This is a genomic window from Paenibacillus sp. TAF43_2 (assembly GCF_052113545.1).
Taxonomy (GTDB): domain Bacteria; phylum Bacillota; class Bacilli; order Paenibacillales; family Paenibacillaceae; genus Pristimantibacillus.
The window spans coordinates 1-15,794 of the sequence record NZ_JBFRDK010000052.1; the positions used below are offsets into that span (position 1 = coordinate 1).

10 protein-coding genes and 1 other annotated feature are annotated in these 15,794 nt (G+C 43.6%); of the genes, 1 reads left to right on the forward strand and 9 read right to left on the reverse strand.

Features of this window, described 5'->3' with window-relative positions:
• Positions 1–185 precede the first annotated feature (185 nt).
• Positions 186–422, reverse strand: a binding site (T-box leader).
• A 76-nt stretch (positions 423–498) separates the two neighbouring features.
• The gene (locus AB4Z17_RS13780; RefSeq protein WP_441960283.1) at positions 499–1,035 is read right to left on the reverse strand and encodes a hypothetical protein; all 537 of its coding nucleotides are present in this window, start codon (positions 1,033–1,035) and stop codon (positions 499–501) included.
• 120 nt (positions 1,036–1,155) lie between these two features.
• Here AB4Z17_RS13780 and AB4Z17_RS13785 point away from each other — a divergent pair, with 120 nt between their 5' ends.
• Positions 1,156–1,521 carry a VOC family protein gene (locus tag AB4Z17_RS13785; protein ID WP_441913188.1) on the forward strand — a complete coding sequence of 122 codons (366 nt, stop codon included), beginning with the start codon at positions 1,156–1,158 and terminating at the stop codon, positions 1,519–1,521.
• 119 nt (positions 1,522–1,640) lie between these two features.
• Here the strand turns inward: AB4Z17_RS13785 and AB4Z17_RS13790 are convergent, their stop codons facing one another.
• The 8 genes from AB4Z17_RS13790 to AB4Z17_RS13825 all read right to left on the reverse strand — a co-directional run bounded on the left by AB4Z17_RS13790 (position 1,641) and on the right by AB4Z17_RS13825 (position 15,728).
• Complete coding sequence (locus AB4Z17_RS13790; protein WP_441913186.1) at positions 1,641–6,074, reverse strand: endo-1,4-beta-xylanase; 4,434 nt, start codon at positions 6,072–6,074, stop codon at positions 1,641–1,643.
• Between the two features lie 301 nt (positions 6,075–6,375).
• Entirely contained in the window at positions 6,376–6,780 is a 405-nt protein-coding gene (locus AB4Z17_RS13795; RefSeq protein WP_076269263.1) for a hypothetical protein, read from the reverse strand.
• A 451-nt stretch (positions 6,781–7,231) separates the two neighbouring features.
• The gene (gene map / locus AB4Z17_RS13800) at positions 7,232–7,978 is read right to left on the reverse strand and encodes a type I methionyl aminopeptidase (RefSeq protein WP_441913184.1); all 747 of its coding nucleotides are present in this window, start codon (positions 7,976–7,978) and stop codon (positions 7,232–7,234) included.
• Between the two features lie 196 nt (positions 7,979–8,174).
• Entirely contained in the window at positions 8,175–9,101 is a 927-nt protein-coding gene (locus AB4Z17_RS13805) for an aminoglycoside phosphotransferase family protein (RefSeq protein ID WP_441913182.1), read from the reverse strand.
• A gap of 164 nt (positions 9,102–9,265) precedes the next feature.
• The gene (locus tag AB4Z17_RS13810) at positions 9,266–9,625 is read right to left on the reverse strand and encodes a rhodanese-like domain-containing protein (protein WP_441960285.1); all 360 of its coding nucleotides are present in this window, start codon (positions 9,623–9,625) and stop codon (positions 9,266–9,268) included.
• A 58-nt stretch (positions 9,626–9,683) separates the two neighbouring features.
• The gene (locus AB4Z17_RS13815; protein WP_441960287.1) at positions 9,684–10,760 is read right to left on the reverse strand and encodes a CHAP domain-containing protein; all 1,077 of its coding nucleotides are present in this window, start codon (positions 10,758–10,760) and stop codon (positions 9,684–9,686) included.
• Between the two features lie 32 nt (positions 10,761–10,792).
• Entirely contained in the window at positions 10,793–13,756 is a 2,964-nt protein-coding gene (locus AB4Z17_RS13820; RefSeq protein WP_441960289.1) for a VWA domain-containing protein, read from the reverse strand.
• On the reverse strand, positions 13,740–15,728 hold the full coding sequence (locus AB4Z17_RS13825; RefSeq protein ID WP_441960291.1) for a vWA domain-containing protein: 1,989 nt from the start codon (positions 15,726–15,728) through the stop codon (positions 13,740–13,742). Before AB4Z17_RS13825 ends, AB4Z17_RS13820 begins: the two co-directional genes overlap by 17 nt.
• Positions 15,729–15,794: the final 66 nt, after the last annotated feature.

Sequence of the window (15,794 nt, forward strand, 5' to 3'; positions counted from 1 at the left end):
GCCTGGCATGTCGCTCGCCCTGTCTCTGACAGGTACTTTCGTCGATACGCTCTTACGCACAGTTTTCGCCATACGCAAATATCCTAGCTACGCGAGGTCTTGGCTCTTCCCACGACCGGACTTTCACCGGCTAGAAGATGCGTGCCTCTGGGCACGCCAAAATAAAAAAGGCCCCCGTCTCTAAAATAAGAGACGAGAGCCATAAAGATCCCGTGGTACCACTCTAAGTGCCAAGCCTGTTAAGCAGCTTGACCCCTCATTTTTGTAACGGTCAATGACCGGATTTGCCTACTAAGTAACTTCGTTCGTTTCGGCAAACCATTTCATGGGCCCGCTTCATCTAAGACATCCGTACCGGCTTCCACTAACCCGGCTCGCTGCAACTATCGGTCCTAGACTACTGTCCCAATCGCTAATGTTGTTATTTCCAACTCATATGCTTAGAAGTATTTATACAGGAAGTGTATCTCGGTGTCAAGTCTCGCTGCATTTTTCGAACTATAACTTCCATTTGTTCAACGGTTCATCATCCCACACTTGCACTTCGATGTATCTTTCTGGTCCTCTCTCTCCTTTGGCATTCCATTCTTGTGGCAATCCAAATTCTCTTACTACTTCAAGGATCTCGTTCATAGTATAGACCTGACCTCGATAAGGCTTTCCGTCTTGGAACCTCATCGTCGGAAACAAATCTCCATAAGTAAAACTAATCGTATTTGACTCGAAATTCGACATTGGAACTTGCAGTACTTTACCTGCTGGATACCATTCTAAGAGCCATGGACATTCCCCGAGAGTCATATAATGGGGAAACTTCCGAATGGGTATGCCGCCTTTATCTATAAATAAATCTCTTTCTTTTAATTCGAGACTCCGTCGAATTTTCAGGTAATCCGCGGACCGTTTGCTGGCGAAGCCTTTATTTTGAACAATAATTTCGTTTAAAACACGATCTGCTTCCTCTGGATTTAAGTCTGATAAATTGCGGAATGGACCAGTCGATTCATAATAGTAGTGATACAAGAATTCAAGCATGCCTATATTCCCCCAATCCATAAAAAGTATAATACTGCTTATGGTTGCTTTTCAATATGGAAAATAGTAGAATCCTTTATAGAACGTATGTTCTCATTAATAACAAAGGAGTTGGACCTTATGTTTAAGAAACTAGAGTGCGTTTGCATTCACACGATCGAAATTGAGAAATCTCTTGCCTTTTACACTGCGATGGGTCTAACTGAAAGCTGGAAAATAGAACGAGTATTAGAGGATGGGTTTGTTTGGAAAATCATCGGTCTAAAATTTCCAATGAAGGACAGCTCTGAACTTGTTCTTAGCAATCATCCTGACAACAAATTTACTGAAGTTGAAATTCTGGTTGAAGATGTCCGTGAAGCACACAACGAGTTAAGCAAAAATGAAGAAATTCAATGGATTAGAGCACCCTTTGCTACGGAGTCTGGACATGTCGCTGTATTCGAAGCTCCTGATGGCAACGTATTTGTACTAGTTGGAAAATAAACCAAGAGCCGTTAAGAAGAGTTGTATATGGGCGAGCCCCCGAATGGGTTCAGCACTCATACTCCAACAAACATCTTATCGGCTCTTTTTAACACATTACGATTTAAAAATCATTGCAGTTATTTCGCAGATTTTTGCAGCAACTGATATAAAATGACAGCTGCTTGTGCACGGCTTGCCGTTTGATTTGGTGCGAAGCTGCCGTTGCCCATGCCATTAATTGTACCCGCTGCTTGCAGCATGGCTACAGCCTCTTTGGCATATTCAGCGATTGCTGCTGCATCGTTGAACTGGGCTTTATCGTTCACTTGCTCTAACGTTTTTCCCGCTTTCTGCAACGCTCTGTATGCCATTGCTGCCATATCCTGCCGGCTAATTTTATCATTAATGCCGAATGTCCCATCTGAAAACCCTGTAACAATGCCTAATTGCTGAGCTGAAGCAACTGAATTATAATACCAGGCGCCTTCCTTCACATCATGGAATGTGCTGATCGCTCCTGCTTGCTTCAGGTTTAGCGTTTGAATAAGCATATGGATAAACTCTGCTCTCGTCACTGAACGATTAGGCTCAAAAGCTTGTGAAGATGCACCTGTAACGATGCCACGAGCTGCAAGCCCGATAATACTGTCTTTCGCCCATGTAACGGAAGTTATATCTTTAAAGCTTACATCGATTGAAACAGCAGCATATTTACTAAAATGAGTCGTAGTAAACTTGGCTAAACCTGTAACAGCATCGTATCTGCTATTCGCAAGCACTTCAAGCTTTCCATCCTCAGAAATATACAATATGACGATTTGATTTGCATTTTCGCCATTCTTCAACTCGTAAGGCACAGATACACCTACAGACAGACCATTACCAAACTGGCTTATCATCTTGCCGCCAATGATTAAGCTGAAATCATAAACCGCATTCGTTCCAATCTGTTCACGAACCTCGCTAGACATTGTCTCAGCTGCGATTTTATTAACAATGAGTTCAATATTTCCTGTCGATTCAGTGGCTTCGAATAATGAAATCGGCAATTGAACAGTAGCAAGACCAGCGTTGAATTCGATGTCTTTAATACCTGCCGTTTTCGCAGCTTGAACTTGCTCAACAGAAATATTGAATGCAACTTGCTTCGCCTTATCCAAAGCTTTAGCCTGGAATTTCAGCAAACCAGCTTTAGCATCTGCAATAGCAGCTTTCACATCGGCAGCACTGATAGATGCCTTAGCATTGCCGTTCGCATCAATAATAGCATTAATTTCTCCTGGCTTATTAGCAGGAATGCTGCCTGTGTTGCCGTTGCCGCCAGGACCTGGGTCTCCTCCGCCAATAGGCTTGCCAGCTAATACAAGCACTCCGAATCGTGAGGTGTTCTCATAAGACTTTCCTGTAGGATCGTTCCACATCCATACGCTATCTCTTTTACCCGTACCGTTATCATCATTGTTGACCTGAAGATCAAAACCAATGATCGTCTCGTTGATTGGGGTGATCAAATCCAAGTTGATTGCAGCCTCTACAATGTAACCGGTAGCAATATTATCAGCCCCATAAACTGTCTTCGTCACCGAAGTGTAGTTGTCATGAGAGGCATGACCGCCAACCGTATGCAGATTTTTGTAATTAATTCGATACTGGCCATCATCACCCTCATAAGCACTAGTTTTTCCATTGTTTTGATCTACGAAAATTTCAATGGAATCATGTTCCCATGGGTTTGGACTCGCATCCGACAATTTTTTGTCGGTTACCAAAGCATAAACATAAAGATGTTTATCGTCCCACATCGTATAAAATTCAGCTTTAGATCCTTCGCCGCCTTCTACTTTAACTTGGGTAGCAAGCTTGCTGGCGCTCGCCCACATTGCATCCATTTCACCGTCGAGAATAGGCGTGCCGTATTTTGCAGTTGATACTTTTGTTCCTGAGATAAGCGTCAACTCGCCATAACCGCTGCTATTCTGATCTTGATTGTTTCCAAGATCGCTCCACGAAATGATACTGCCATTCTTGCCATGCTCAGTACCGTCATCTGAACCAGAATCTGTGACGCGAATATCAAAAGATACTTTGCTGTCCACTGTGCTTCCGCTTAACGGAATAGCAGCAGTAATTGTATAACCTTTATTCGTTTCTACAGCGTTAGCTGCCCCTCTTTCAACCTGTACCTTTTTAATTTCATTTCCGCTCTTCACGAACAAATCGACCTTATCACCAGCAAATTTCGATGGATCAGTCACGATTGCCTTTACATAGATATTATTTTCGTCCCACAGCACCTTCATAGCAGCTTCTAATACGCCGCTCTTCTCCAATGAAATAGCTGGAATTGTACTCCAGAAAATATCATTGATGTTGCTTGGGTTTGGACTTCCTTTTGCAGCATTTGTAGTTTTCTTCACCGCTACCAGCTTCGTTGGATCAACCATTCCCCAATAAGCAGGTTTCGCTTGGAAGTTTTTATCGAAAGCAAATGGCGCGTCTTGACGAGTGACCGGACGATTGTGGAGCCATGTATGGTCGTCAGCGATTCCCCAGAAGGTAACATTGCTTATCCAGCCTTCCGGATTTTCAGCTGTCCTGCCCATATCGTCCAATTTCTTCAATTCTTCGAATAGCTCTTTAAAACGGTAGCCTTGTTTGGCAAGCAAATCTTGAGGCACTTCTTGGTAGGCATCCGTGTTGTTCGAATAAACCGAGACATCAAATTCAGTTAATTGGTTGTCGAAGCCGGCCTCACCGAACATCTTAATTGAATTAGAAATTTGCTGAATTGACGGTCCGCTAATGTTAATATGAGTTTGGTGGCCAACCGAATCAATAGGCACACCTTCTGCTTTTAATCTCTTTGCAAGGTTTAATAAAAAGTTTGCTTTTTGCGGATTGTTTGTTCCGTAATCATTAATAACTAGCTTGGAATTTTTAGCCTTTGCATATTTTATCGGGTCTTGCACATACAACTCATCGAGCAATTTACGCGTTTCAGTAAAGGCAACTTTAATGAAATCTTCGCCTGTTAATTGATACCATAAACTATTACGCATACCATTCGGTCTGCCTTCATCAATGACCTCATTCACGACATCCCAATCCGTGGCGACGTCTGCATATCTTGGTACCACAACGCTTAAAAAATCTTTTAGCCGACTGAGAACAAGCTCTTTGTTTTCTGGAGTTGGAATCAATACGGTGCCATTATCATCGTTAAACATCCAGTTTGCTGCTTGTTCATGCCACACAAGCGTGTGGAATCGCATGTTCACTTTGTTGTCTCTTGCGTATTTGGCAAGTCTATCTGCACTCTCGAAATTGTAAGTTCCCTTTGTTGAATTAATTGAACCAGGCTTCATTGCATTCTCAGCAACGACTGAACTGAAATGCATATCTAGAAGTTCTCTGCTTTTCCCTTCAAGCTGAATCGGCTCTAGCGCTGCCCCTACTTTGAAATACTTTTGATAAACATCCTTCAGCTTCGCAAGATCTGTCTGAACAGGTAGGGATGTCTTAGGCGGCAGTTCCGTCATTAAGACCTTAATATCGTCGATATAATAAGCGTCTTTTACACCCGAACTTTCAACATAGAAGCTTAAATCTGTTAAATTTGAATTGAAACTAAAAGTCCCCTTGAGCTGTACCCAATCTGTCGAAGCTACTGCTGCTGAAGCAATGCTTACCCAGCTCTTGGATCCACTCGCATCCAGTTCAGCCGATAACTTTATCGTTCTGGAAGCCGAAGGCACTTCAGTAAGCTTGACGAAAGCTGTAACCTCATATTTTGCATTTTTCGTCATTTTATCGACTACACTAACGGTCGGCCCGTTCCAGTCCAACGTACGGCCTGTCGTTTTCAAGCTGTATTGGCCTGACTTTTGCTGTTCTTGCGATACCGATACGGCTACGCCATCTCCCCTTGGTTTCCAGCCTTCGGCTGTACCATCATCGAAGTTATAGCCGAATTCCAATGGCCCAATCGGAGTTCCTCCACCACTGCCGGGATTATCAGTTGGTGTATGATCTACGATCAAGAGATCATCAATAAACACATCAGCAGTCGACGAAACTGTCTCCAAATACATCGTCATTGCTTTTGAGCCAGCAGGTCTCGTATACGATGTTTTGGAGAAGGTTGTCCAGCTTTGATCATCAATGTTTTGGTTGCCCACGATCCAATCAAAGTTATTCGTTTGATCAGTCATTCTCATCGTAACATGTGCTTGATCAGTACCCGCTCCAAGCTTTACTTTAAACGAAATATCGTAACTATGTCCCTCTTGAAGCAAAGCATTGAGCTCAATGCTTGGGCTGCAGCTAACACTCCCCCGCCCAGATAACTTCAACGCTTTTGATCCCGTTGCGGCCTGCTCTGAAGAAACGGCTGCCTGCGCAGTGCCTCCGCTGCAATTAAACGGCTGCCAGCTGCCAGCATTTCCATCTTCAAACCCATTTTGAAGCACCGTTGTTGATGCGGCTTGAGCTGTGTTCCCTAATCTTCCTATCGGCGTCAACATACCGAAGAGCAAAATGAACGCCAATAGCATACTTAACTTCCTTCGCATTTCCATCCCCCTTGTCTTAAATATAAATTGATAACGCTTACACAAAAATCTTATCAAAGCAGAAAGGAATAAAATACCTGAAGAAATATAGATTGTACTCTAAAAAATATTAGTTATATTTATTACTTTAACTAGAGATTTACAGTTTACAAGGGATGAGTTCCACCCAGCGCAGTCTACAATTATCCGCACAAAAAAGACCCTTATCTCACAAATGAGAAAAGGGTTTAACCATTATTATCATTACGTTTAATTAAAAATTGTAAAAACGGAACCTGCACATTTGAGAGTTCAACAAGCTTTACATGCACTTTTGTTCATTTTCTGCAACTCCATTATTATCAATGGTTAACTTCGTGCTCCCAGAAAGGGATTCGGTATAGCCGCAAGCAACAGTCTCCTTCGTCATTCCCCTGTCATCCGTATATTTCAAGTATACAGCACCTTCACCTGTTAATTTCAATTGCGGTTTTATTCGAACCGTGTCGCCTGCTTTAATTATTTTTGCATAGCTATGCTTTTCAAGGCTTGAAATAATTCCAGTTTCAACCGAAACGATATCATAATCCGATTGATTATTAATCGTCACAGAGAAGCTCTGCAGCATTCCGAAATTGTCAGTATTTGTTCTAAGCCAGTTGAATAAAAAAATGACAAGCAGCAAAGAGAAAACGCCCAATAACATATATCCCATTTTTTTGCTCATTATGGCTCCTCCCTCTCTTCAAGGTGTTGAACTGATTATCGATTTGTTTATCCGAAATATGCATGAACCTCACTTCTGCCTGATATGTAATAAGACACTCTTCCTATTAAAAAAGTAACATGTCATTAAAAAACGTTTCAAAAGAAGGGTGTTCCAAAAAGTTAACTTCGGAATCCATACCCAAGCTTTACATCTATTCATTTTCGAGAAAAGAACCTTCGTTTCCACTTTCACAGTGATTTGGAAGGTTCTTTCTACATCGATAAAAGTCCACTCACTCACGCCCTTTTAGGGACAGCTTCTAAACTCAAAATTTTGATCTACAAAATAAAAAAGCCTGTAACCCGTTGTTCCACTAGAAACAAACAGGCACGCAGGCCAAGTACAATGAAATTTATAGTAGTGGCCATTAGGCCATATTAATTTGCTATAGTCTGTTCATTTATAAAATCTATTGCTCGGTTAAAATAATCGGACCATTTTCTGTAATAGCAAGCGTGTGCTCGTATTGCGCAGATAAACCACCATCGATCGTTCTAGCCGTCCATCCGTCTTCATCGATTTTGCTGTGGTACTTCCCAGTATTAAGCATAGGCTCAATTGTCAAAACCATCCCGGCTTTTAGACGTGTACCACGATTCGGCGGGCCATAATGAGGCACTTGAGGCTCCTCATGCATTTTCTGACCAATTCCGTGACCTATAAAATCTCTTACAACCGAGAAGCCTTGTGCTTCAGCAAAAGCTTGAATCGCGTGAGATATGTCTCCGATTCTGTTTCCCACTACAGCCTGCTCTATCCCTTTATACATGGATTCCTTTGTCACATCAAGCAGCTTTTGCGATGTTTCCGATATATTGCCGACTGCATAAGACCAAGCGGAATCTGCTAACCAACCGTCTAAGTTGACCACCATATCAATGGTTACGATATCACCACCGACTAATGCCCGCTCACTTGGAAAACCGTGGCATATTACATCATTAACCGAGGCGCATGTTGCAAAAGGGTAGCCGTGATATCCTTTTTGTTCGGGAGTTGCTCCATTCTTTTGCAAAAAAGCTTCGACAAATTTATCAATCTCTAACGTCGTTTTGCCTGCTTGAATAAATGTACGCAGCTCTCGGTGGCAAGCAGCTAAAATTTCACCAGCTTTTTTCATCTTTGCTATTTCTTCACTCGTTTTGATAACAATCATTTCAATCACCCAATCCTTTACTTCATGGACAATGATGCCTGAAGTATTTTTCTAAAAAACAGTGTGATTCTAAGGATACCTCAAATGGTCATAAAAATATATCCAAACTGCACAAAAACCGTCAGCATTTTGTCAGTTGCGTGTTCTCATTATATGTGCAAATGTCTCTGCGTGTGTAGAGAGGCATTCTAATGATTTACCCTTTAGGGAGAGATAGCAGCTTATCGCGAAGCTCGATATATGCATGATCCCAGCCCATTTTCGCAAAAAAGCGAAGACCGTCCAGACCTTTAAAGTATCGAGCGCCAATAAGCCGTTCTTTAAAGTTTTCAATTGGTTTGCCTAAAAGCTCATAGTGAAAACGGAATGCTTCACCCAAATCTATACCAGGTACAGCTTCTTCTATCGTCGCTATATCGATCAAAAAGTCGCCATAGATGAACCCTGCATCTATAATTCCGGTAATGCTGCTGCCATCAGAAATAATATTCCACTCATGACAATCATTATGAACAAAATGTCTATGCGCTGTGTTATAGCTGCAAAATGCCATCAGCCTCGAATATATCTCTTCAAAAACATCACGCTCTAAACAGGTCGTCTGGTACAGCTCATGCCAGTTTTCCCAAAAGGTTCCCTCCTGATTCTCTGCAAAAAACGCTGCTACAAATGACTCCCAATCCGCATATTGACCATTTTTCCCGTCTATGACCGGGCCATATCCTGTTGTTTGTCCTAATTGAACCTGATTCATCTTGGAAATGACATGAACCAAATCCGGGACAACGGCCATTTTTTGCTCAGCCTGCAAATCCGCCAGTACGATTCCAAGCTTTCGCTCTGAAATACAATAGGAGAAATGCCGCTCTTCACCGATACCGCAAACTTTCGGATAAGGCAGCTGTTGTGAAGAAAGCAGATTTGAAATCGTCTCTTCCTGCAGAAATGATTCCTTGGATGAATTGAAGCGTATCACATATGGTTCATTAGCCCATTCGAAGAAAAAAACGCTGCTGAAGTTACCGCCCTCATTAGCCGTAATATGGCTTACTTCGCTTCCAAAGTGACGCTGCAGCACCGTATTCACTTCTTGAATCGATAAGCTCGGTTTCGTGTGCGACATAATCAAGCCCCCCTATAATTTGGATTAAATATAGCTTGATTTCGTTAATCGCAGCAAGAGAAACAATAGATATATTCATTTGATACTTTTACCTTAGGTGATCTATTCCTGCATTCGAATATGCAAATAAAAAAAAGCCCGCATTGGGCTTTTTTAGAAACCTATTATTCTCCAGTAGCTACTTCGCCTTGCCATTGAAGCATGCCGCCAGCTACGTTTACAACTTTATAACCTTGAGATTCGAGGTAATCACAAGCTTTCCCACTGCGGCCGCCGCTGCGGCAAATAATAATGATCTCTTCTTCCCCTTGCTGAAACTCATCAATCCGCTCTTGGAGCGACGAAAGCGGGATGCTGCGTGCTTCTTTAATATGGCCTTCTTGCCACTCCTCTGTTTCACGAACATCAACTAGATTTAAGGTTTTACCTTCCTTCAACTGGCTCTCTAACTCGGCTGTCGTAATCTCTGAGTACATGTTACCCATCCCTTCAAGCGCTGCATTTATATTTTCATTTACAAGCATTGTAACGCTATGGCCAGCTCATGTCTATCTTGATTAACCTACTTAATCATTAATAGCATTAAGTAATTGGAACGTACTCGCCGCACCATTCATATTGGTAGTCATTGCTTATCCGTATGTATCCCAGTATAAAGCGTTGTCTTTCCCTGTAAAAAACATCTGAGTAGTTCTGATTGTCTCGATTACCCTCAGCTACGAGTATCTGAGTATCCTCGCAACTCAAAATAATGCCAATATGATCATGAGGCTCATCAGAGAGCAGCTTATCGTAAATGACAATATCGCCTCGCTGAGGTTTAAATCCATCCTGCCCATCCTTATAAAAAAATCCGGTTTCAGGCAGTTGTGCCCATTCCAGCCAAGCAGCTACACCCGCAAAACGACAAACACCATTCGGGTAACGAATGGGGAGACGAAAGCCGGCTAATTTGCAGCAATAATAAACAAATGCAGCGCACCAGCTATTTTTCAACACCTTATGGATATCAGAGTCCGGCCAATATCGGCATATCTCTCTATACCGTTCATCGCCAGGAACGCCAATAATATCTTTAGCCGCAAGCGACTCTGCGATGTCAGCAAGCAGCTCGCGCGTAGTTGAACGCTCATCCGTCCCGCCAGTATCACAGTTTATTAACGCTCCTACAAACTTAGCGGGAATCATAAGTTCATTTAAAACCATTTCAAGTCTACTTTTCCCATCTTGATCAAAACAATGATTTGGCTGGTGAAGATACAATTGCAATAAATAGGCGTCCTTTAAAATTTCTTCATACGGCCCTTGGCTTCTGCTTCTGTCTTCATAATAAAAGATTGCTCTAAGAATTGTATTTTGCTCTTCCTTCGTAAACAGATCCAAATCCCGAATAAAAGGTCGTACGGATTCTGCGCTGTTAAGACCAGAAAACTCACTAATACCGGTTTTGTAATCATAATATCGGTGAAGCAATGCTGCGATTGAAGCGAGCTCGTCATCCTGTCCTCTTTTCATTGCCAACATGGAGGCCAAGCTAGCAACGCCGAATAAATGAATAGACGCTTCTTGTTTTTTCGCCTCATTATTGATCGATGAAATCAATTCTTGTACAAAAAAACGAATGCTTTCCATTCGATGTTCTTTTTTTATCGTGTTCAAATGAGCACCTCCTCCGCATGGATAGCAGTATACTAACGCTTCTTTCTGTTTTTCGCTGCAAGCAGACGATTGATCGTGGCTCCGTTCTCTACTTTGCCTTGCATATTTACTCGACTCGAATCTAGTTCTCTTGCAGAACTGGGATCATTTTCTTGCGTGCGCTCCACCTCTCTGGTTGGCACTTGTACGCCGTTGTTCCTCGCCGTAGAAACGTTCACTTTTTTCTCATCGTCTCGTTTGTCCGAAGCATCTCCCGATTGGCCTTTTTCTTCACGATATCGTGGATGGTTATCTCCGCTATAAAAACGGACTGCTTCTGACTTTCTTTCCTTTAAGCGACTCACAGAGCTTGACGAATGGCCACTTAAAGCTCTTTCGTTATCTCGCTGGTTTGATAACTTCGTTTTTGTACGAAATTTTTGGATAATCGGCTGAAACCCACGTTTCCATGAAATAGACAATCTGCGAATGGCGATATCGAGCAGCCATAGCAGCAGTGCTGCCACGAGAAGGCTATGTGTCCAGTTATAAACTTGCCGTGTACGATCAGGTTCAAATTGGAAGGCTTGCTTTGGGTCTGTTGGATCTAAAATCCTTCCACTAGTTGTGGCGGCCACCTGCTCAAGCAGCTTTAAACCATCCTGATTTGCGATTCGATATTCTGGCGAATAAGGGATCACAAATCCTGCCGTATTCCCATTTTGAATAGACGAGTGACTCTCCCCATGACCAATCTGCGCTAAATAAACACCGGGTTCAGCAACCGTTAGCTTTGTTTCAAACTTACCTGGCGCCACTGGCATTAACCGCTTCCGTTCGCTTTCTCCCTCTTGATTCAGGATGCCTGCGGAAAGCTTGCTGTCAGCCCCTGCTGCCTCCGCCTGTGAATGAACGGTTAGCTTTGCTTCATTACCATCAACTTGTGCAGAAATGGTATAAGGAGCATGCTCAAACTGTGGGAACGTCCATTTTACCCAATCAACGAAAACTTTAGGAAGCTCAGCCCATTGCACCCATTGGCTTGACCATTTTCCGCTTAAATCACTAGTCCATGCAACCGTCCTTCCAGAACCATAAGACCAGCGTGCGAGGAGTGGATCGCCTTCGGGTGTCCATAATGCAATCTCAGCTGTTTCTTTCGGCGTAGTTGCTATATAGGCATGGATTGCAGGCAATCCATTGCGCCAAAGGGAAGACCACTCTCCTGCTTGACCGATACTTGGTGTGAAGGTTTGCTCCACGACGTACGTTCTAGACATCATCACGGTCTCTCGGCTAAAAATAGCGGGAAGCGTGCTTTCGTCTTTCGTAAAGTAATACCGCCCTTTGGCTTTTTTCGCCAGCTGCTCAAGCAGTTTTTGATCGGCGTCTTCTCCTACAGCAACTGTCGATAGCGTCATATTTTTCTCATTCATTGCATCTGTAATCGTATTGTAGTTGGAATTCGTTGAAGATTGACCATCCGTCAGCAAAATCATGTGCTTTCGCTGTGCGTCAAGCTTATTTAAACCTTCATAACCTTCATTCAGCGCTGAAAATATTTCGGTGCCTCCTTCAGGCTGAATGCTTTGGATTTGATCAAGGACAGCTTGGCGATCTGTAAGCTTCGTCGGTTTTACAACCCACCATGGCGAAGAATCGAATGCGACTACTCCTACTGTATCGGTATCTCGCAGCAGCTCAATCGTTCGCATGGCAGCTTCTTTCGCTAGCTCAAGCTTCCCGTCCGACATACTTCCAGATCGATCGATAACGAGTACAAGTCCTAGCGATGGAATTTGTTTTCTTCCTTGCAGGTCCATATATACGGGCAACGCACGCTCAACTGGCGTTTTGAAATAACCGCCAAGCCCAAAGCTCTCGTCACCTCCGACCATCATCAAGCCTACCCCATAATCGCTAACGGCTTTTGCAATCCATTCCATCGGCTTCTCGGCTATACGCGCAGCAGAAACATTATTCAAAATAATGCTGTCATATGCTGCATATTGTGCTAGCTCGACCGACAATTGCTCTGGCAATATCATCTCGTAACGGATGACGGAAGCTTGCAGCGCAGCTTCTATGTTAGCTGAGGAGTCAGGGACGCCTTCCACAATTAATACGTTTGGTGGACCACTTACCCGGCTAAAGGCATGTGCTGTATTATTTGCCGGCTGTTCATCGCCTGCCGTAAATATTTCAGCTCTAAAACGGTGAAAGCCCGGGTCCAGCGCAACGCTTTGCAGCGAATAACGATTTCCGCCTCTTTCAAGTTGAATATCCGATACAGAGAGCTCAGTATCATCTGCATATAGTCGAAGCTGCGCCTGACCCGCAATTGTACTGTTAATGGCAATCTCAAAGGTAAAGGTCTCCCCTTGCTTAAGAGCTGCCGGTACATTCAGTTCTTCAATCGAGGTATCCGTTACAACCGAAGTGTTAATATGGACAACATCAACTGAAATACCTGCATTTTTGAGCATACGTGCTTGTCGAAGCACATCACCTGTATTTTCTGCACCATCAGAGAGCAGTACAATACGTCCTCCGCCTTCTTTTTGCAGCATAGCTCCTGCTAACTGAAGCCCTTGTGACAAATCAGTATAGTTCCGATTGACATTCGCTTGGAAATTAAACTCGTTATCCACTGCTAAGTCCTTATTCGTAACCGTCCGTTCAACTGCCGCATTTAACCCAGAAGAAATGATTCCTCCCCGATCAGCTTCTTCTTTAGCAGTCCACGCCTCATTTATCCACTTGCCTATACGCTTATCGGCTCGCATGCTCTCTGACCTGTCAGCGACAAATACGAGGCTGCGCTGCTCCCGCTCAATAAACGGCTGGACTTGAGCCGCAATTGCAATCAGGAGTAACAGTATAATCGATCGTGTGACAATAGACATTATTTTTCTGCGGCCGCGAAGTCGAAGGGTCATTTTGAACATCCAAACGATATATAAAAGCCAAGGAAGCAGCAATAGAAACGCGAGCGGGAACTCAGCCTGAAAGCCCACGGCGATACACCTCCCATTCAGCTGCCATTATGAAGAGCAATAAAATCGCAACATACAATTGCAATGATATCTGCTGTTCTTCTGTTGAACGATCTATGCCAGTAGCTGGAGCGAGCTCAGAGGTTGCGTTCGGCAAAAATACCCCTGCATCGGCTCCATTATTCTGAAGCTCCTCATGATCAACTGTGACAGCGAGCAACCGACTGCTTACAGCCATTTGTTCTTTGTCGCTTTCTACGAGGCGGTATAACCCTGGAATGGAGGGTGCCATATATAATCCAGCTGAATCCAAATCAAGCTCTGCTGACTGACGAAGCAGCGCACGCTCAGCTCGGGAGTCTCCTCCTGTAAGCTCAACCGCCTCCCAAACCGCTTTAACCGTATTCGTATGTAGAGAAATTTCCATTAACTGCTCAGAAATGACAGAACCAAGCTCAAGATGAGAACCGCCGCTCATCCACTGTGCAGCTTGAAGGATAAGAATTGGAAACTCTGGCCGGAGCGGCAAATCAGTATCTTGAAAATTAAAAGTAAAGCGAAGCTTCGCCTTGCCATTCTCCTTGCCTGCATAAATTGCCGGTATTCCGCCATAGCTAAGTACCGGCTCTCCCCATAAAAGTTCAGATGCATCAGGCTTCTCCAATCGACCAATATGCGTATCAGCAAATGTGATATAAGTCGTAAGGGGATGCTCCTTCTTCTCTACTCTCGTGTTCGTTGGAATGCTTGCTGTTTCATCCGATTGATCGGGATGATCGATCATCCATAGCGGCTTTGATTTAAGCAGCAGGGACCATTCAGTGTCGGCCAACAGCCGTTCATTCATCCCATCTAAAATAATCCAATCCAGCTTATTAACCTGCTCACCTGTTGGAACGACGCTGTCTGGACTTATTTTTACCGTTTGGACGCCTGCCAGCTGAAGTGCTTTCTCCAGAAACAAATTTCCTTCCGAAATGAGAAGTGCTTGCCTAGCACTTGGAATTGTCGGAAATTGGAATGCCGTGTTATCAATGACAACAGCATCCATGCGTTGTTCAATTCTGGCCTTGTAATAAAGGGCTGGAGGAAGATCGACGATCTCCATGCTCTCCCACGCGCCTGCTGGAACAATAACGGTTCGGTTTGCAGCTAGAATCTGCTTTTTTACGTCACTCTCATTATTTGCAGCGAATACATCAAGGTTTACCGTCTGCTCCCGCTTGCTGTCATTTTGTATCGTGATCATACCCACACTTTTACCGCTATCGTTAGAATCTGCTTTGATGCCAAAATATAAAAGCGATACATTGCTGTCAGAGCTCGCTTGTCCTACGATTACACGCTCAACTTTTGCATGCAGGTTGAGCTTGTTGGCTTCTGCAGCATCTGACCACTGGCCATCTGTAAAAATTACGACCTCTCCATTTGAATCCTCTTGCAACAAAGAATCTGCTAACGAAAGGGCTGCGGTATGATCTGTTTTTCCATAAAAAGGAGTTATCGCTTGCAGTTGTCGTTTCATCTGCTCTTTGTTTCTTTGGCGATTCGTCAACACTTCAGGTTGCGCGCCTGTGGCAACAATCGTAATCAATCGAGCATTTGATTGTTTGTCAAGCCAGATCTCTGCTGCTTCTGTTGCTGATTCAAGTCGTGTCTTCGCATTAAAATTGATATCTCCTGTTTTTGCCGACATGCTTGCAGAACGATCAATGAGGAGGACAGCATGACCATCTGGTGGTGCCTGCCTCATGACTATTGGCTCCATTAAAGCGATAACGAGTATTAGCGCAACGAGCAGCTGCAAAATGAGAAGCCAGCGGCTGCGGAGCTTTTGCCATGGCCGATTCGCTTCCTGCTCCTGCAATACCCGTCTCCATAGCAGGTGACTAGCGATATGCTGGTTCTTATAGGTTCTCTTTAGGATATACATGGCAGCGATAGCTGGCAACGCAAATGCAAACCAAGCCGATGCCACGGACAAAAACTGCATCCAATACCCTCCAATCCATTCTAATCATGCGTTAAAGAGATCTAGGAAAGTACATATGCAAAAACC